Source organism: Nonomuraea sp. SYSU D8015 (assembly GCF_008065375.1).
Lineage (GTDB): Bacteria > Actinomycetota > Actinomycetes > Streptosporangiales > Streptosporangiaceae > Nonomuraea.
In genome coordinates this window covers 345,880-363,709 of record NZ_VJYI01000006.1, presented here as the reverse complement: position 1 = coordinate 363,709, position 17,830 = coordinate 345,880, and the positions used below count along the sequence as shown (strand labels likewise).

General features: G+C 71.8%; 13 protein-coding genes and 1 pseudogene. 5 read left to right on the top strand and 9 right to left on the bottom strand.

The genetic code is table 11. From position 1 onward, the window contains the following. Positions 1-3: 3 nt before the first annotated feature. From ID574_RS26870 to ID574_RS62880, 3 genes and pseudogenes are all read right to left on the bottom strand, one after another. On the bottom strand, positions 4-1,830 hold the full coding sequence (locus tag ID574_RS26870; protein ID WP_188191735.1) for a transketolase: 1,827 nt from the start codon (positions 1,828-1,830) through the stop codon (positions 4-6). Positions 1,831-1,899: 69 nt separating this feature from the next. Next, a complete protein-coding gene (locus ID574_RS62885; protein ID WP_442939330.1) occupies positions 1,900-2,055 on the bottom strand; it encodes a response regulator transcription factor in 156 nt (51 codons plus the stop codon). A gap of 2,689 nt (positions 2,056-4,744) precedes the next feature. After that, positions 4,745-5,227, bottom strand: a pseudogene (locus tag ID574_RS62880) (ATP-binding protein); the annotation flags it as partial. A gap of 191 nt (positions 5,228-5,418) precedes the next feature. Here ID574_RS62880 and ID574_RS26860 point away from each other — a divergent pair. The 3 genes from ID574_RS26860 (at position 5,419) to ID574_RS26850 (ending at position 9,106) form a co-directional block, all read left to right on the top strand. After that, on the top strand, positions 5,419-6,372 hold the full coding sequence (locus tag ID574_RS26860) for a hypothetical protein (protein WP_188191733.1): 954 nt from the start codon (positions 5,419-5,421) through the stop codon (positions 6,370-6,372). After that, the gene (locus tag ID574_RS26855; RefSeq protein ID WP_188191732.1) at positions 6,342-7,922 is read left to right on the top strand and encodes a clostripain-related cysteine peptidase; all 1,581 of its coding nucleotides are present in this window, start codon (positions 6,342-6,344) and stop codon (positions 7,920-7,922) included. Before ID574_RS26860 ends, ID574_RS26855 begins: the two co-directional genes overlap by 31 nt. Positions 7,923-8,005: 83 nt before the next feature. Next, positions 8,006-9,106 carry a winged helix DNA-binding domain-containing protein gene (locus ID574_RS26850; protein ID WP_188191731.1) on the top strand — a complete coding sequence of 367 codons (1,101 nt, stop codon included), beginning with the start codon at positions 8,006-8,008 and terminating at the stop codon, positions 9,104-9,106. Positions 9,107-9,115: 9 nt separating this feature from the next. Here ID574_RS26850 and ID574_RS26845 read toward each other — a convergent pair whose 3' ends face one another. Further along, the gene (locus tag ID574_RS26845) at positions 9,116-9,634 is read right to left on the bottom strand and encodes a phospholipase (protein ID WP_188191730.1); all 519 of its coding nucleotides are present in this window, start codon (positions 9,632-9,634) and stop codon (positions 9,116-9,118) included. Between the two features lie 397 nt (positions 9,635-10,031). Between ID574_RS26845 and ID574_RS26840 the strand changes: the two genes are divergently transcribed. Further along, positions 10,032-11,087: a hypothetical protein gene (locus tag ID574_RS26840; RefSeq protein WP_188191729.1), complete on the top strand. Its 1,056-nt coding sequence runs from the start codon at positions 10,032-10,034 to the stop codon at positions 11,085-11,087. A gap of 52 nt (positions 11,088-11,139) precedes the next feature. After that, the gene (locus tag ID574_RS26835; protein ID WP_188191728.1) at positions 11,140-11,397 is read left to right on the top strand and encodes a DUF1876 domain-containing protein; all 258 of its coding nucleotides are present in this window, start codon (positions 11,140-11,142) and stop codon (positions 11,395-11,397) included. A 25-nt stretch (positions 11,398-11,422) separates the two neighbouring features. On the opposite strand, the gene ID574_RS26830 is transcribed toward ID574_RS26835, so the two are convergent. From ID574_RS26830 to ID574_RS26810, 5 genes are read right to left on the bottom strand one after another with little or no spacing between them, the layout of a single operon-like run. After that, positions 11,423-12,328: a dihydrodipicolinate synthase family protein gene (locus ID574_RS26830; protein WP_188191727.1), complete on the bottom strand. Its 906-nt coding sequence runs from the start codon at positions 12,326-12,328 to the stop codon at positions 11,423-11,425. After that, positions 12,325-13,317 carry an ABC transporter ATP-binding protein gene (locus ID574_RS26825; RefSeq protein WP_188191726.1) on the bottom strand — a complete coding sequence of 331 codons (993 nt, stop codon included), beginning with the start codon at positions 13,315-13,317 and terminating at the stop codon, positions 12,325-12,327. Before ID574_RS26825 ends, ID574_RS26830 begins: the two co-directional genes overlap by 4 nt. Next, positions 13,310-15,244 carry a dipeptide/oligopeptide/nickel ABC transporter permease/ATP-binding protein gene (locus tag ID574_RS26820; RefSeq protein WP_188191725.1) on the bottom strand — a complete coding sequence of 645 codons (1,935 nt, stop codon included), beginning with the start codon at positions 15,242-15,244 and terminating at the stop codon, positions 13,310-13,312. The genes ID574_RS26825 and ID574_RS26820 overlap by 8 nt, the downstream gene beginning before the upstream one ends. Next, a complete protein-coding gene (locus tag ID574_RS26815; RefSeq protein WP_188191724.1) occupies positions 15,241-16,200 on the bottom strand; it encodes an ABC transporter permease in 960 nt (319 codons plus the stop codon). Before ID574_RS26815 ends, ID574_RS26820 begins: the two co-directional genes overlap by 4 nt. Continuing rightward, entirely contained in the window at positions 16,197-17,804 is a 1,608-nt protein-coding gene (locus tag ID574_RS26810) for an ABC transporter substrate-binding protein (RefSeq protein WP_223167088.1), read from the bottom strand. The genes ID574_RS26815 and ID574_RS26810 overlap by 4 nt, the downstream gene beginning before the upstream one ends. Between the last annotated feature and the right edge of the window lie 26 nt (positions 17,805-17,830).

Genomic DNA, 17,830 nt, shown 5'->3' with positions numbered 1-17,830 from the left:
CCCTCACAACAGTCGCTTGACCGCCGCGGCAATGGCGTGGCGGTCAATGCGTGCGTCGGCCAGTTGCTCCTCCGGAGTGGCCGAACCGGGCAGCCCCGTCACGCCCAGCTTGATCACCCGGGGTCCGAGCTCGCTGACGGCGTCCATGACCGCGTCGCCGAGCCCGCCCTCCAGCCGGTGGTCCTCCACCGTGATCAGGTTGCCCGTGGTGGTGGCCGCCTCGGCCAGCGCGGCGGCGTCGACCGGCTTGACCGAGTACAGGTCGATCACCCCCACCGGGATCCCCGCGGCGGCCAGTTCGTCGGCCGCCGCCAGGGCCTCGTGCACGGTGACCCCGGCCGCCAGGATCGTGGCCCGGTCGCCCGCGGATTGCCGCAGCACCCGCGACCCGCCGACGGGGAAGTGCTGCCCCGGCTCGTAGATCACCGGCGTGCTGCCGCGCGTGGTCCGCAGGTAGGACACGCCCTCGACGTCCGCCATCTCGGCGGTCAGCGCCGCCGTCTGGTTGGCGTCGCACGGGTAGAGGACGGTGCTCCCGTGGACCGCCCTCAGCATGGCCAGGTCCTCCAGCCCCATCTGCGACGGCCCGTCCTCGCCGATGGCCACGCCCGCGTGCGAGCCGACCAGCCGGATCGAGGCCCGGCTCACCCCCGCCATCCTGATGAAGTCGTGCGCCCTGGTCAGGAAGGCCGCGAACGTGGCCGCGTACGGCTTCCAGCCCCGCACCTGCAGCCCGATGGCGGCGGCCACCATCTGCTGCTCGGCGATGTACATCTCGAAGAACCGCTCAGGGAACGCCTCGCCGAACGTCTCGGTCTTGGTCGAGTCCGCCACCTCGCCGTCCAGCGCCACGACGTCGCCTCTGGCCCTGCCGAGGGCCGCCAGCGCCTCCCCGTACGCCGTCCGCGTGGCCACCGACTCCCCCACCACGTACCTGGGCAGCTCCAGCGACCCGTCCGGGAACCGATGCGGCGCGGCCCCGCCCTCGGGCCTGCGGACATCGACGCGCACGTTCCGGGGCCCGCCCAGCTCCTCGACGGCCTTGTCCGGGTCCTTCAGCGCCTTGCCGTGCGCGCCCTCACGGTTCTCCACCTCCAGGACCCCTTCGCCCTTGCGGGTCTTGGCCAGGATCACGGTGGGCCGCCGGCGCATGTTGCACGCGTCCGACAGCGCGAAGTCGATCTGTCCTGGATCGTGGCCGTCGATCTCGATCGTGTGCCACCCGAACGCCCCGAACCTGCGCGCGTACGCGCCGGTGTCCCACCCGTGCCTGGTAGGCCCGCGCTGCCCGAGCCTGTTCACGTCCACGATGGCGGTCAGGTTCGCCAGGCCCTCGTCACCGGCGTGCTCGGCGGCCTCCCATATCGACCCCTCGGCCAGCTCACTGTCGCCGCAGAGCACCCAGACCCGGTACGGCAGCCGTTCCAGCCGCCCGGCCATCGCCACCCCGACGCCGATCGGCAGCCCCTGCCCGAGCGAACCCGTGGCCACGTCCACCCAGGGCACCCTGGGCGTCGGGTGCCCTTCGAGCCGGCTGCCCCGCTTCCTGAACGACAGCAGCTCCTCGTCGTCGACGACCCCGGCCGCCTTGTAGAGCGAATAGAGCAGAGGGGAGGCGTGGCCCTTGGAGAAGATCAGGTGATCGTTGGCCGGATTGCGGGGGTCGGTGAAGTCGTAGCGGAGATGGCAGGCAAACAGCACGGCCATCAGGTCGGCGGCGGACATGGACGAGGTCGGGTGACCTGAGCCGGCCGCGGCGGCGGCCCGTACGGAGTCGACGCGCAGCTGCGCGGCCAGCTCGGCCAGGTATTGAAGATCTCGCTCGGGCATCAGGACCTCCTCGAGACAGGTTTCAGGCCGCCTACCCGCGCTGGCCCGCTTAACTCAGGCCCCGTCCCCTCACTCCCCCAGGTCGCTCAGCCGCCCGATCAGGGCGGTCCGGGAGGTGATGCCGAGCTTGGTGTAGATGTGGCTCAGGTGGTATTCGACCGTCTTGACGCTGAGCACCAGCTTGCGTGCCGCCTGCCGGTTGGTCAGCCCTTTGCTGATCAGCACCGCCACCGTGTGCTCCTGCGGCGTCAGACCCAGCCGGGCGGTGTCCTGCGGGCGCAGCACCGCCCGCCCGCTCGCGGCCAGCTCCAGATCGCACTGCTCCAGGTACGGCAGCGCCCCCCAGCCTCGACAGCGTGAGCTGGGCCGCCTCCAGCTGCTCGGCGGCGGCCGCCCGCCGTCCCCTGCGGCGCAGGAAGGTGCCGTACGCGAGCTGGATCCTGGCCTCCTCGAACGGCATGTCGATCTTGGCGGAGTGGCCGAGCGCCACCTGGTAGAGGCTCTCGGCCTCGGCCGGCTCGTGTCTGGCCGCCAGCAGGCCGGCTCTGGCGCGGGCGGCCGCGGCCAGGACGCTGCGGCGCTCCCTGCCCAGGGCCGGCAGCTCGCACGGCAGCAGGACCTCCTCGGCCTCGTCCAGCCGGCCGGCGTTGACCAGGGCGTCGGTCAGGAGTGTGCGCCAGAGCGCGAAGGCGGGCTCGTCGGGCAGGTTCGCCCTGGTGAGCGGCATGAGCGCGGTGACGGCCGCCTCGTGGTCGCCCCTGGCGGTGGCCGTCGAGGCGTCGGCGGCGGCCGTACTGACCTGGGCCGGGACGTTGCCGGGATGGCAGGCGGCGCGGGCGGCGCGCACGTGGGCCAGCGCCAGGTCCCATTCGCCGCGGGCGGCGGGCACCAGGGCCGCGACCGCGTGGGCGTAGCCGGCCAGCCACACCTGGTCGAAGTCGTCGGCGGTGGACGCGCCGATCTCGGCGTGCGCGGCCGCCTCGTCCCACCGGCCGAGCCGGTACTCGACCTGCGCCAGCGTGCTCGCCACCAGCAGCTGGAACGGCGCGGAGCCGTCCGCGCCGACGGCGAGAGCTGCGAGCAGGTCGTCGTGGGCACCGGCCAGGTCGTCGGCCCACAGGCGGAGCATCCCCCTTCCGAGCAGCACGTCATGCTCGGCGGACACCCCTGGCGCAGGCGCCGCCGGCTCACCGCACAGGGTCAGCGCTTCGTCGACGCGCCCGATCAACCCGAGCCCCACGAGGCGAGCGAACCGCACCAGCCCGCCGGCGCTGGAAACGCGTTCACCGCCCGGCGGCCCCGCCTCGGACGGCCGCTCACGACCCGGTGTCCGCTGGCCGCCACGCACAAGCACGCCGTCCGACCGTCCGTGGCCCGAAGCGCCCGCACGGCCCAGTTCGCGCCCGTCGCCCGGCGTCCGCTCACTGCCACGCACGCGTCGGCCGCCCGAAGTGCGCGCGTCGCCTTGCATGGGAAGGCCGGCCGAAGGCGCGCCTCCCAAAGGCGGCACACTCTCCAAATGCGGCACGCCCTCCAAAGGCCGCGCGCCCTCCAGAGACCGCGCACCCGCCGAAGGCGCCACGCCCTCCGAAGCCTGCGCGCCGTCCGAGGGCGCCACGCCCCCCGAAACCTGCGCGCCGTCCGAAGCCCCCAGACCCTCCGAAGGCGGCGCGCCGTCCGGGGGCCGTTCGTCCCGTAAGGGGCCCTCGCCGAAGGGCCGTGAGCCGGGTGGGAGCGGCGTGTCGGACAGGCCGGGCGGGCCGGACGGACGCCGCCGACCGGGCAGCTGCGGCCGATCAGGCGGGGGCCGGTCGCCGACGGCCGGTGCCGGGGTCTGGGCTGGCGGCGGGGCGGTGGCGTGGTGGGACCAGCGGACCGCCGCCGGGCCGTCGCCGTGGAGCAGTGCCGCCAAGGCCAGGCGGGCGGCGATGGCGGCGGCCAGGTGCGGGTCGTGGGAGGCGTGGGACCAGGCGTTGTCGAGCTGCCGGGCGGCCTCCTCCACCCGCCCGGCCACCAGAGCCACCGAGCCCAGCGCGTAGTCGCGGACCGCGGGATCGGCGGCAGGCGCCACCTGGGCGGCCAGCGCGCCGGCATCCCCTGGACGGCCGGCGGCGAGCAGGGCCTCCACCGCCTCCGCGATGAGCCGGTCCCGCGCGGCCCCCTCCCCCGTCAGCTGCACGGCCCGGGTCAGGCAGCCGCAGGCGCTGGACCACCGCCCGGCCGCCGCCTGCCGGCGCCCGACCCTGGCCACCTCCCGGACCAGCTCCTCGTCCACCTGGTCGGCGGCCGCGAGCCGGTGGTGCAGCCGGTGCACGACGTCGTCGACCAGCTCGGCGGCCAGCAGGTGGAGCCGGCGCCGCGTGGCCGGGCCGAGGTCGTGGTAGACGGCGGCCCTGATCAGCGGGTTGGGGAAGCCGACCGAGACCCCGGCGCCGGTGCGCCACTCGGCGAGCAGCCCGGCGCGCGCGGCCTGCTCGAGCGCGGCCAGCGGCTCGGCCAGCCCGGCCATGCGGGCCACGAGGTGCAGCGGCGCGGACGTGCCGAGCACGGCGGCCGCGGTCAGCAGCCGCTGCGCCGCGTCCTCGCAGAAGCCGAGCCGGTCGAGCACGAGCGTGGTGTAGGCGCGCGGCGCGGGCAGTGGGGCGTCCACGTCGGCCAGCGTCTCGGCGCGTACCTGCTGGAGCAGCGCACGGGCGTGCAGCGGGACGCCCTTGGTGTGCTCGTGCAGCCGCTCGGCGGCTTGGGGCGTGAGCCGCACCGGCCCGAGCCGGGCGCTGAGCGCCTGCAGCTCGCGTGCGCTCAGCCCGCTGAGCGGCAGCCTCAGCGCGGCGCTGCTGCGGAGCAGTCGCCGGAGCCCGTCGGGCAGCCGGGGGTCGTCGCTCTCCCTGGCGATGAGGAGGGTAAGCACCCGATCGGTACGCAGCCGCCGCAACGCGAACGTCAACGCGTGCAGCGAGGGAAGATCCGCCCACCCGGCGCCGTCGACGGCGATGACGACCGGCGAGGTGCGTTGCAGCCGTCCGAGCAGTTCCAGCAACGCGGCGCCGACCACGAGCGGGTCGGGCTGCGCGGCGGCACCCGGCCCCGGCAGGCTCGCCAGCGCCTCGGGCAAGGGCTCGAACTGCGCGCTCAGCTGCCCGAGCACGCCGTACGGCAGCTCGGCCTCCCCTTCCTCCCCGCTCACGTCCAGCACTACCGCGTTCTCGATCGCGGACAGGAACTCGCCGGCCAGCGCGGTCTTGCCGATGCCCGCCGGTCCTTCCAGCACCACGAGGCTCGACCGGCCCTCGCAGGCGCGGCCGAGCTGGGCGTGGAGCACCGCCAGTTCCCGGCAGCGGCCGACGAACTGTTCGTCCCGGGAGCGCTCGGGTCCGTTGCGTAGGGCGCGGGCTGTCATGGACTCACCCCCTGGCCCATTCATGGTGGGCCTTGGCCCGGCGACCGTCCAGTATCCCGTTGACCCGAGTCAGCCCTTCCGGTCACTAGGGCGTCGCCCCGGGGTTATCCCCAGTGCCTTCCCTGATGCTCGCGGCAAACCGCATCCATAGCGTCCAACGTGGACGAATCCCCAAGAGCCGGGAGACCATCATGCCGTCCTACATCGCAGAGGAGCAGCGGGGGACGGAGGCGCGGATTCTCAACGCGCTCTTCCCCACGATCCTCCAGGGCCTCCAGCTGAGCCACCAGGCCGCCGACCAGTTCGGCGCGCCCCCGCGCCGGCCGCCCATGGAACACGCGCAGCAGCGGCACCCCGAGCAGGAGATCTACAGCAGGCTGACGACCGACCGCTCCTTCATGGATGTCGCGTCCGTGCTCATGCCCGTCGTCCAGGCCATCACGCCGCCGCTGGTGGAGCAGTTGCTCTCGTTCGGGCCGCCCAAGGCGGACACCGACCAGAACGAGGAGGACCGCTTCGCCCAGTTCGTGCCGCAGCTCGTCGGCACGATCACGCCGATCGTCACGCAGGTGCTCCCGGGCCTGCTCCAGACCATGCACGGGGCCCGCGCCGAGCACCCCGTACGCGTCACCGACCGCGAGCTCAACCAGCGTTTCCTCGGCCCCATCCTGCAGGCCACGCTGCCCACGATCGTCTCGGCGCTGCCCGACCTGCTGGCCATCGTGCACGGCGACCAGCGCGCGCCCGTCCGGTACGAGCGGATGCCGGGCCGCGGCATGTTCCAGCTCATCAGGATCAGCAGGAACGACCTCGTCCACGCGCACCGGCTGCGCGACGGCGACGTGGTCTACCTGACCGAGACCCCGGCGCCGCCCGGCACCACCGAGGTGCGGATCAGCATGGCGCCCCACGGCCTGTGGTGGAAGGGCGTCCAGGTCACCGACGACGCCGACCGGCAGATCTGCTTCGTCGAGACCGACGGCGAGACGTACGCGAGCTTCGACTCCAGGTCGGTGCAGACCGGCGGCAGCATCGTGCTGTGGAAGGCGAAGGCCTTCGGCGTGCACACCCCGATGTACGTCGTCCCGACCGGCGACCTGTCGCCGGACGCCAAGTGCTTCACCTTCCACTGGGCCGCGGACTGATGGCCGGGCCCACGCTGCGACTCGGCAGCAGAGGAGAAGAGGTCAGGCGGCTCCAGGAGCTGCTGCGCGCCCGGGGCTACCGCGTGCGGGCCGACGGGTACTTCGGCCCCGCCACCTACGGCTCCCTCTACCACCTGCAGCAACGCGAGGGCCTCCCCGCCGACGGCGTGGCCGGCCCCACCACGTGGCAGGCGCTCGGAGAGATCCGCGAGCGGCCCGCGGCCGTCGACGTCCACCGGGGCGAGCAGGCCGAGTGGACGTTCATGGTCTACATGGCAGGCAACAACAACCTGTCCGACGCGGCGGGGCGCGATCTGGAGGAGCTGCGTGCCGTGCCGTCGTCCGGCCAGGTACGGGTGGCCGCCTTCGTCAAGCAGCAGGACGCCGGCGGCCGTGCCAGGCGTATGGAGATCGCCCCGGGCGGCGCCTCCGACGTGATCGAGGAGTTGCCGCCGAACACGGACTCCGGCAACCCCCAGACGCTCGTGGACTTCGTCCGCTGGGCCGTCCGCCGCGCCCCCGCCCGGCGGTACGCGCTGGTGATCTGGAACCACGGGGGCGGCTGGACCCCCGACGACCTCGACCAGCTCTACACCCAGGTCAGGGGCCGCCGGGTCAGGCGCGACGTCGAGACCGGCTACGTGCGGCGCACCGCCCGCATGGCCATGGCCGACGAGGAGCCGGCCTTCTCGGAGCTGGCCAGGCTGACGGAGAACCCCCAGGTCACCAAGGCGGTGTTCACGAGGTCGCTGAAGGAGGTGCTGAAGCTGCCCGGCGCCCAGGAGCGGGCCATCGCCAGCGACGACGGCACGCTCCACTCACTCGACACCGTCGAGCTGCGCAACGTCATGCGGCAGCTCCACGACGACCTCGGCCGGCCGATCGACCTGCTGGGCATGGACGCCTGCCTCATGAGCAACCTCGAGGTCTGCTACGAGATCCGCGAGCACGTCGGCACGGTGGTGGGCTCGGAGGAGCTGGAGCCAAACGAGGGCTGGCCGTACACCGAGATCGTCTCCGCCCTGGCCGCGAATCCCCGGATGGACGCCAGGGAGCTCGGGCGGATCATCGTGGAGCAGTACGTGGAGTCCTACCGCGGCACGCATCAGACCGTCACCCAGTGCGCGGTGGACGCGACGCGGATCGAGGAGTTCATGCGGGAGTTCCAGGCGCTGGCCGGCGGCATGAGGCAGCAGGTGCTCACCAACCGGTCCGTCGTGGACAGCGTCCAGTCGGTCGCCACCCGCTTCCACACCGATCGGTCCCTGGTCGACCTGCGTACGCTCTGCCTGGCGCTGGTCGCGGACTCGCGGACGGACCCGACGCTGGCCTCCGTGGCGGACGAGCTGCTGGCCGTCCACAGCCCGGGCGGGTTCGTGATCCAGGAGGGCCACCAGGGCTGGAAGGTGGAGGAGTGCGGCGGGCTGAGCGCGTACTTCCCGATGGAGCGCACGATCTCGCGCTATTACGCGGACCTCCAGATCGCCCAGCACACCGGGTGGGACGAGTTCCTCAGAGAGTACGCGAACGCGCGTACCATCAAGCGGTAGGAGCCACATGCCGGCCCGATCGGCCGGCGACGAGGGGGCTATTGCGGCCCGGGACCGGCCGCAATAGCCCCTACCTTTGAGCCATGGATCCCCTCATCAGCCGCAGGGCGCTCAACCGGGCCACGCTCGACCGGCAGCTCCTGCTGCGCCGCACCGACAAGGGTGTGGTCGACGTCGTCGAGCACCTCGCCGGGCTGCAGGCGCAGACCCCGCACACCTGGTACACCGGCCTGTGGAACCGCATCGCCGGCTTCGACCCGGCCGAGGCCGCCGGGCTCCTGGAGTCGCGTGCGCTCGTCCGCATCGCCCTGCAACGCGGCACCATCCACCTCGTCAGCGCCCGCGACTGCCTGGCCATGCGTCAGCTGCTGCAGGCGGTCATCGAGCGCATGACGCGGACGACGTTCGGCAGGCGGCTGGCGGGGGTCGACCTGGACGAACTGGAGGCGGCCGGGCGGGCGCTGCTGGAGTCGCGCCCGATGACGTTCGCCGAGCTGGGGCGGGCGCTGGCCGAGCGGTGGCCGTCGAACGACCCGCACGCGCTCGGCCAGGGCGTGCGCGGGCTGGTGCCGCTGGTGCAGGTGCCGCCGCGCGGGCTCTGGGGCCGGAGCGGGCCGATCGCGCACACGAGCGCGGAGTCCTGGCTGGGCTTCGACGTGCCGCCGATGACACCTGCCGAGCTGGTGCGGCGCTACCTGGCGGCGTTCGGGCCCGCGTCGGTGATGGACGTGCAGGCGTGGTGCGGGCTGACGCGGCTCGGCGAGGTGGTGGAGTCGCTGGACCTGGTGCGCTTCCGGGACGAGACGGGACGCATCCTGTACGACCTGCCGGACGCCCCGCGCCCGGCCGAGGACGTGCCCGCGCCGGTGCGGCTGATGTACGACTTCGACAACCTGTTTCTGTCGCACGCCGACCGGTCCAGGGTCATCAGCGAGACCGGGTCGGCGGCGCTGCAGGGCTTCATGGGCACGAACGTGGTGCCGCGCGTCATCCTCGTGGACGGCTTCACGGCCGGCGACTGGACGGTGAGCCGCGCCAAGGGCGTCTCGACGCTCACCGTCCACCAGTGGGAGCCGATCTCCGTGCTGGAGGAGGTGGAGCAGGAGGGGCTGCGGCTGCTGGAGTTCCTCGCGCCGGGCGACAAGCACGAGATCGCGGTCCGCGACAGCCCCTCCAAACCCTGACGAGGCAGGTCAGGCGGCGGCCTGGGCGTTCAGCTCGGCCTCCCGCCGGACCTGCTGGATCTGCTCGTCGGTGACGACGAGGCTGCCGAACTGCCGGACCGCCTGGTAATACGTCCAGGCCAGCCCGTCACAGGTCGACTTGGCGACTCCCGAGTACCCGGAGCACACCTGACGCATATCGAAGTAGAATGCGTCGTCTATGCGTGACTTGTTCGCCGGGAATTGGTTGACGGCCTTGTAATTGCGGTATCCGAAATCGTGCCGCCGGCAGGGCATTCGGAAATCGTAGCCGAGCGGCCGGTCGGGGCTGCTGGAGCACAGGTCGGTCGACCAGTCGAAGGCGTAGTCGGCCCAGGCCGCCTGGTCCTGCCAGGCCGACCGCCAGGCGCCGGCGCTGGTGGAGGTGGGCTGGCTGAAGGCGGAGAGCGCGGCGAGCTTCTGCTCCAGGGTCACCGCGTGGGCCGGTAACGCGAATCCGAGTACGGCGGCCAGGGGGAGGACGAGCATGGCGAGGGATCGTCTGACCATGAGAACCTGCTTCTCTGCTCGGGAGCCGGTGCGTGTCATGGCAAGGTTGGCCTGACGCCTTCACGATGAAGCGAAAAGCGCGGAAACGCAGAAGCAGATTGTGCTCAATTTTTCGCCGGAGTTCGCCGAAGGTCTCCCTTTACAAGGCGTCGATTTCCAGTCAGCGGAAGAGTCAATGACCGGCGCTCCCATCCGGCCCCGGCATCGGCGCGCCCGGCCGTGGCTCCCGGGGCTCCCGCGCGCCTGCGCGGGTCGGCGCAAGGTGCACGCCGGCAAGCCGCTGGTTCGTCCGATGAGCCCGAGTCCGGGGGAACCTTCGCCGGAACGACCACCACACGTAACCGGCTTTACGCCCAAACAGCGCCGCGCGGAACCCTTGATGTCATAGCCTGCCGCAATGCTCGATCAACTTCTCGACGAACTCTTCCACGCCGCGGACGCCAGGGACCCCGCACGCTTCTTCGACGTCCTGCCGCGGCTGTACGCCGCCGCCCAAGAAGCCGAGCAGCCGGCGTTGTCGGCCGCCCTGGCGCGGCTAGGAGACCTCTTCGAGCGGGTCCCGCTCAGGATCGGCGCCCGCCTCGGCGTGCTCTGCGGCGCGCTGGCCGAGCTCGGCGGCGATCCGGCCCCGGTGGCCGAGCCGCTGGTGAACGAGCTGAGCGACTGCCTGGAACTGGCCGGCAGGTTCGCCGCGGCGTGGCGGACGGCCACCGGCGACGAGCCGCCCGAGCCCGTGGACGACGACCACGCGTGGACGGAGGCCACGGCCGCCCGCCTGACGGCCGCGCCGCTCACCCGCGAGCAGGCCGTCGAGCTGACCGACGCGTGGTCGTTCGCGCAGATGCGGGCCCTGCCCGTCATGTCGGTCCTGCAGCTGTCGCCGCGGGTCAGGACCGCGTTGCCGGGCCGCGAGCGGTTGATCGCCGCCTTGGGGACGGTGCTCGACGAGCGGGCAGACCTGGAGTTCCTGGCCGGGCTGCTGCGGGTGCTGGACGACGAGCGGCTGATCGTGCTGCACCGTCCGAGCGGGCGTGGCTACGAGGTGGTCATCGGCGGGATCGGCGACAACTTCCAGCTGCACACGCTGCTGGCCGACGCGCTGAGCGGCCCGGCCGCCGACGGGCTGCTCGAGGGCGTCCGGCCGGAGCCGGCGTGGGTGCGGGCCGCCGTGGAAGGGCCGGTGGAGCGGGACGCGCCGCCGGTGCGCGGCCAGTTCAACCTGGTCGACGCGTACGGCAAGTGGATCTGGAACGAGGGCCGGCCGGCCGACATCCCCCGGCTGAACGGGGTGCGCGTGGTCGTGCTCGGCCCGCCGCCGTACGAGCGGTCGTGGAGCCCCGGCCGGATGTATCCGATGATGCGGCCTTCCATGCGCCTGCGGCGGATCCTGCCCCCGGAGGAGGCCGCGGCATGGTTGGCCAAGGTCGCGCCGGAGGGCAATCACGCGGCGTGACTTTACCGCTGAGCCTTATAGAGGGAGGCTGGAGAATAGGGAGGAGGTCGTCATGGAGTACAAACAGTGGAACATCCAGATCTGGATCAGCGAGGACGATGACGACGCCCTGACCACGGCCACGGCGGTGCTGTTCACGCCGGACGGCAAGCGCCACGAGAGCGTGGCGCACGCCCGCCGCAACCCGCACGACCGGCCCGTGCCCGGCATCGGGGACGAGTTGGCCGCCGGGCGGGCGCTGTCCGACCTCGCCTCGAAACTGATCGAGGACGGCGCGAAGGACGTCGCGCAGATGGCCAGCCCGGCCTGACGACCGGCCGCGACCGGGCTGAGGGCTAGAGCAGCCCGGCGCTGGCCAGCAGTTTGCCGATCTGGCCGATCTCGTCGTCGTTCAGCGGGATCTGCGGGAGCGCGGTGATCGGGCAGTCGATGACGCCGCGTAGGTGCAGCGCGGCCTTGAACGCCCCGAGGCCCGACGAGCTGCCGCCCATGCGCGTGCCTCCGACGCGGACGATCTCGAACAGCCTGACCAGGCGCTCCTGCTCCGTCCTGGCCCCCTCCCAGTCGCCGCGCGACGCGCAACGGTAGAGCTCCACGTAGCCGTGCGGGTCCACGTTGCCCAGCCCCGGCACGACCCCGTCGGCGCCCATCCACAGCGCCGAGTCCACGGTCACCTCCGACCCGGTGAGCACGCTGAACGGCGCCTCGCGCCCCAGGATGACCTGGCGCAGGCCGCCGTCGTCGCCGCTGGAGTCCTTGACCCCGGCCAGCGCCCCTTCGGCGGCCAGTTCGAGCAGCAGGTCGGCGCTCAGTTTGACGTGTACGGAGACCGGCAGGTCATAGGCGTAGACCGGCAGCCCGCTCCGGGCGGCGATCGTGCGGAAGTGCGTACGGATCTCCTCGGGATGGGTACGCGTGTAGAACGGCGCGGTCGCCACCAGCCCGGACGCCCCGGCCTCGACCGCGACCCGCACGTGGTCCAGCACCCGCGGCGTGGTCATGTCGATCACCCCGGCCAGCACCGGCACCTGCCCGCCGACGTGCCCGACCACGGTGTCCAGCACCGTCCGCCGCTGCGCGTCCGTCAGGTACGCGACCTCCGACGACGAGCCGAGCACGAACAGCGCGTCCACCCCGCCCGCCAGCAGATGGTCGACCAGCCGGGTGAGCGACTTCGCGTCCACCTGGCGGTCGGGGGTCATGGGGGTGCACACCGGAGGGATGACACCGGTCAAACTCATGCGCGCTCCTGGATCAGCTCTACATCTGTCGCTCCCGCCGCCACCGGATGATGGCAGTGGAAGAGGTGGTGGTCGTCGTCGGTCCGCGCGCCGGGCATTTCCGCGGCGCACACGTCGTCTGCCCGCCAGCACCGGGTGCGGAACGGGCAGCCGCTCGGCGGCCTGGTGGCCGAGGGCACGACGCCGACGAGCGGGATCGGGTTGATGGGCGAGATCAGGCCGGGGGTGGCGGAGAACAGCGCCCGCGTGTACGGGTGCCGCGCCCGCATGGGCACAGCACGGGCGGGCGCCTGCTCGACGATCCTGCCGAGGTACATCGTGACCACGCGGTCGCTCATCCTGCGTACGGTCTGGATGTCGTGCGAGACGAACACCAGCGCCAGACCGAGCCGTTCCTTCAGATCGAGCAGCAGGTTGAGGATCTGGGCGCGGACGGACACGTCGAGGGCGCTGGTGGGCTCGTCGGCGATGAGCAGATCGGGTTCGAGCGCGAGCGCCCTGGCCACGGCCACCCGTTGGCGTTGCCCGCCGGACAGCTGCCCCGGCAGCGCGTCGGCGGCGCTCTTCGGCAGGCCGACCAGGTCGAGCAGCTCCCGCACGCGGGCGTCGCGCTCGGCCGGGGTGCCACGCCGGTGCACGTTGAGCGGGTCGCGCAGCACCTGCCTGACGGGCAGGCGGCGGTTGAGCGCCGTGGACGGGTCCTGGAAGACCATGCCGACGTTCGACCCGATCAGCGCGCGCCGCTCGGGCTCCTTGAGGGCCCACAGGTCCTGGCCGCGGAAGGTCACGGTGCCCGCGGTCGGCCGTTGCAGGCCGACCAGGACCCTGGCCAGCGTGGACTTGCCGCATCCCGACTCGCCGACGACGCCGACGGTCTCGCCGGGGCCGATGGTGAGGTTCGCGGCCGTCAGCGCGTAGACGCGGTCGCGCGAGAACAGCCCGCCCGAACGGGCCTTGTGCACGACGTGCACGTCCTTGAGCTCAAGCATGCTGCTCGCTCCTCGCGAGGTTCACGGCCGGGTGGTGGCAGGCCACCGCGTGCCGGTCGGCGTCGCCCTCCAGCACCGGGGTGCTGGTCCGGCACACGTCCGTGGCCATCGGGCACCGGTCGGCGAAGCGGCAGCCGGCCGGGAAGTCGGCCGGGGACGGCACCACGCCGGGGATCTGCGTGAGCCGCTCGGCCCCCGACTCCAGCGACAGCACCGAGCCGAGCAGCCCGCGGGCGTAGTGGTGGGCAGGTGCGCCGACCACCGTCGCGGTGGCGCCGGTCTCGACGATCTGGCCGCCGTACATGACGACCACGCGGTCGGTGACGTCGGCGACCAGCGCGAGGTCGTGCGAGACGAGGATCAGCGCGAACCCGAGCTCTTCGCGCAGCCGCAGCAGCAGCTCGATGACCTGCGCCTGGACGGTCACGTCGAGCGCGGTGGTGGGCTCGTCGGCGACGATCAGCTTGGGTTCGCGCGACAGCGCCATGGCGATCAGCACCCGCTGCCGCTGGCCGCCGGACAGCTCGTGCGGGTAGGCGGACAGGGTGCGGCGGGCGTCGAGGCCGACGAGCTCCAGCAGCTCGGCGGGGGTGCGCCGGCCGCCGCGCCGGGTGAGCTGCTTGAGCTGGGCCTTGATGGTCATGGCCGGATTCAGCGAGGACAGCGCGTCCTGGTAGATCATCGCCATCTCGTGGCCGAGCAGCCGGCGGCGGGCGCGGCGTGACTCCGAGAGCAGCTCCCGCTGGTCGAAGCGGATGTGGCCGCTGACGCGGGCGTCGCGGGGCTGCAGGCCCATGATGGTGAGCGCGGTCAGCGACTTGCCGCAGCCGGACTCGCCCACCAGGCCGAGCACCTCGCCGGGGCGCACCTCGAAGCCGATGCCGTCGACGATGTCAACGCCGTCCCCGAACCCGATGCGCAGGCGCTCCACGGCGAGGATCGGCGGGCCCTGCGGGAGCGGGCGGGCGCGTTCGGCCAGCCTCCGCGCGGCCTCGGCCAGGCCGGGCAGCTCGACGATCTCGCCCGAGCCGGGGTGGGCCTGCTCGAAGGCGTCGTCCTTCTTGGGGACGGGCTTCCGCGCGGCGGGTGCGGCCCAGGCGTCGGAGATGCCCTCCGACAGGATGTTCAGCGCCAGGACGGTGATCAGGATCAGCAGGCCCGGGAAGACCGTGGCCCACCAGCCGCCGAGCAGGACCAGGTTCTTGCCGTCGGCGATGACGCTGCCCCAGGAGGGGTTCGGGGGGCGTACGCCGGCGCCGATGAACGACAGCGACGCCTCGAACACGATCGCGTCGGCCACCATCACCGTGCAGAACACCAGCACCGGCGCCGCGCAGTTGATCGCGACGTGCTTGACGAGGATGTGCGGGGTGCGGGCGCCGATGATGCGCTCGGCGGCCACGTAGTCCTCGCCGTACTGGGCGAGCACGTTGGCCCGCACGACCCGCGCCACGGACGGCATGTAGAGGAAGGCCATGGCCATGACCAACACCGGGATGCTGCCGCCGAACACCGCGACGAGCACCGCGGCCAGCGCGATGCCGGGGAAGGCCATGATGACGTCGAGGAAACGCATGATCGTCTCGTCGACGGCGCGGCGGGAGGTGGCCGCGACCGCGCCCACGATCGCCCCGGCCGCCAGGGCGAGCCCGGTCGCGCCGAGGCCGATGATCAGCGACCAGCGGGCGCCGTACAGGAGCCTGGACAGGATGTCGCGGTTGGCGCTGTCGAGGCCCATCCAGTGCTCGGCGGACGGGCCGCCGCCGGCGGCCTCCTGGAAGTACGGCGAGTGCGGCGCGATCCACGGCGCCAGCAGCGCGGCCAGCACCACGACGGCCACGATGCCGACCGCGACCCACGACAAGGGCTTCAGCCTGCGGATCCGCATGCCGGGCCGGGACAGGCGCTCCGTCAGCTCACGTCTCATGCGGCGCTCCTGAGTCGGGGGTTGACCAGCAGGTAGAGGACGTCGACGACGAGGTTGACGACCATGAACCCGACCGCGATCGTGAGCACGACGCCCTGGACGACGGCCGGGTCGCCGTCGCGCACCGCGTTGATCATGAGCTGGCCCATGCCGGGCAGGCCGTAGATGGTCTCGATGACCACGGTGCCGCCGATCAGGTAGCCGATGCGCAGCCCGAGCACGGTCAGCGGGGTGATCAGGGCGTTGCGCAGCACGTTGCGGCCGATCACGACGATCGGCGGCAGGCCGCTGCCGATCGCGGTACGCACGTAGTCCCGGTCCAGCTCCTCCACCATCGAGGTGCGGATGATGCGGGTGAGCTGGGCGGCGATCGGCAGCGACAACGACAGGGCGGGCAGCGTCATCGACTGCAGCCACCCGGCGGTCGAGTCCGCCGGGTTGATGTAGCCGCCCGTCGGGAAGAGCCCCTCCCCCACGGCCAGATACTGGATCATCAGCAGCGCCAGCCAGAACGGCGGCGCCGCCACCCCGATGAGCGACACCACGCGGATCACCTGGTCCGGCCACCGGTCGCGGAAGAGCGCCGCCGTCACGCCGAACACCAGTGAGAGCACGACCGCCACGGCCAGGCCGAGGAACGTCAGCTGCAACGTCAGCGGCAGCGCCGTGGTCACGGACTCCAGCACGGGCTTCTTGGTGAGCACGCTGGTGCCCATGTCGCCTTGCGCCAGGTCCGCGACGAAACGGACATAGCGCACGGGCAGCGGGTCCAGCAGGCCGTTCTCCAGCTGGAACTGGCGGATCTGCTCGGGGGTCGGGTTGGCGCCCTGGAAGTAGGCGTACTCCGGCTTGCTGTTGGAGAAGCGCATCACGATGAAGACGAACGCGACCACCCCGAGCAGGATCGGGATCAGGACGAGGAGCCGCCGCAGCAGCATCCGGGCGACGAGCGTCATGTCCTCTGGGCCTGCAGCAGGTTGATGCCCGGGTACGGCTGGGCGCGGATGCCGGACAGCTTCTTCGGGTCCCAGGCGGTCATCAGCTCGTTGTGCACCACCGGGTAGAGGATCGCCTGCTCAGCCACGAAGTCCAGATATTTGTGGATGAGCTCGGTCCTCTTGGCCTTGTCCGTCTCCTTGCTGGCCGCATCCATCATCGCGAAGAGCTTCTTGGCGTCGTCGCTGCCGTCCCATTTGGCGTACTTCATCCACAGGCCGCCGGGCACGTAGTTGTAGTGCAGGATCAGGTCGGCGTCCATGCCGAACTGGTTGGGGTTCGAGGCGGCGGCGACCACCTGGTAGTCCTGGAACTGGTCCATCTTGGTGAACAGCGCGGCCGTGTCCTGCGGCTCCAGCGTCGTCTTGATGCCGATGGCCTCCCAGGAGGCGGCGATCGTCGGCAGGCAGTCGGCGATCCAGCTCACGTTGACGGCCATGAGGTTGATCGTCAGGTTGCTGACGCCCGCCTCCTTCAGCAGCGCCTTGGCCTTCTCGGGGTCGTAGTCGTAGACGACCGAGGCGCGCTTGTGGTCGGGGTGGCCCTCGTTGAGGAAGGAGCTGGAGGCCGTGCCGTGGCCCTTGAGCGCCACGTCGATCATCTTCTGCTTGTCGATCGCGTAGTGCAGCGCCTGCCGCACCCGTACGTCGTCGAACGGCTTGGCGCCCGTGTTGAACATCAGGAACATGTGGTTCATGCCCTTGCCGCCCTCGACGGTGAGGCCCTGCTGCTTGAGCTGCTCGACGTTGGCGTACGGGATGTTGTCGGCGATCTGCGCCTCCGCGGAGCCGCCGGAGATCTTGGCCACGCGGGCCGCGGCGTCCACGATCGTCAGCCAGTTCATCTTCTTGACCGTGGCCGGGCGCGGGCCGTTGTAGCCGTCGAAGGCCTCGAAGGAGGTGTTGGACTTCGGGTTGTGCTGGACCAGCTTGTACGGCCCCGAGCCCACCGCCTTGCCGCTCTTGGCCTGGTCCCACGCCCCCGGCTGGCCGAACACGTGCTTCGGCATGATCTTGGCGATCGTGAGCCTGGGAGCGGCGTCCGGGAACGGGAACTTGAACACTAACTCGACGGTCTTGTCGTCGATCTTCTTCACCTCCTGCAGCCAGGACTTGAAGAAGTTGCCGACCAGCACGTTCGCCTCCGGGTCGAGCACGCGCTCGTACGTGAAGATCACGTCGTCGGCGGTGACCGGCTGCCCGTCGTGCCACTTGGCGCCCTCGCGCAGCGTGAACTTCCACGAGGTCGCGTTCAGGTCGGACGGCAGCGCCGTCGCCAGCGCCGGGTACGGCTCCCGCGTGATCGGGTCGGTGTCGAGCAGGCCCTCGTAGATGTGGTTGATCCCGGCCATGGCGAACGCCGACGCCGTCTGGGTCGGGTCCCAGCTCTGGTCGTTGCCGTAGCCGATGACCGCGGTGATCAGGTCCTTGTTGGAACCGGCGCCGACCGAGCCGGTCGAGGCCGGCCCTCCGGAACAGGCGGAGAGGGCCGCCGCGACGAACGCCGCCGCACCCGTCGCTCCGCTGTAACGCAGGAAGTCGCGGCGGCTGAACTCAGAGCTCACGGATGCCTCCTGGATGCCTCCGAATG

Coding starts and splice junctions, on each gene's coding strand:
- ID574_RS26860 (WP_188191733.1), top strand. CDS start 5,419: ATGCCGTCCTACATCGCAGAGGAGCAGCGGGGGACGGAGGCGCGGATT.
- ID574_RS26820 (WP_188191725.1), bottom strand. CDS start 15,244: ATGAGACGTGAGCTGACGGAGCGCCTGTCCCGGCCCGGCATGCGGATC.
- ID574_RS26835 (WP_188191728.1), top strand. CDS start 11,140: ATGGAGTACAAACAGTGGAACATCCAGATCTGGATCAGCGAGGACGAT.
- ID574_RS26870 (WP_188191735.1), bottom strand. CDS start 1,830: ATGCCCGAGCGAGATCTTCAATACCTGGCCGAGCTGGCCGCGCAGCTG.
- ID574_RS26840 (WP_188191729.1), top strand. CDS start 10,032: ATGCTCGATCAACTTCTCGACGAACTCTTCCACGCCGCGGACGCCAGG.
- ID574_RS26815 (WP_188191724.1), bottom strand. CDS start 16,200: ATGACGCTCGTCGCCCGGATGCTGCTGCGGCGGCTCCTCGTCCTGATC.
- ID574_RS26850 (WP_188191731.1), top strand. CDS start 8,006: ATGGATCCCCTCATCAGCCGCAGGGCGCTCAACCGGGCCACGCTCGAC.
- ID574_RS26845 (WP_188191730.1), bottom strand. CDS start 9,634: ATGGTCAGACGATCCCTCGCCATGCTCGTCCTCCCCCTGGCCGCCGTA.
- ID574_RS26825 (WP_188191726.1), bottom strand. CDS start 13,317: ATGCTTGAGCTCAAGGACGTGCACGTCGTGCACAAGGCCCGTTCGGGC.
- ID574_RS26830 (WP_188191727.1), bottom strand. CDS start 12,328: ATGAGTTTGACCGGTGTCATCCCTCCGGTGTGCACCCCCATGACCCCC.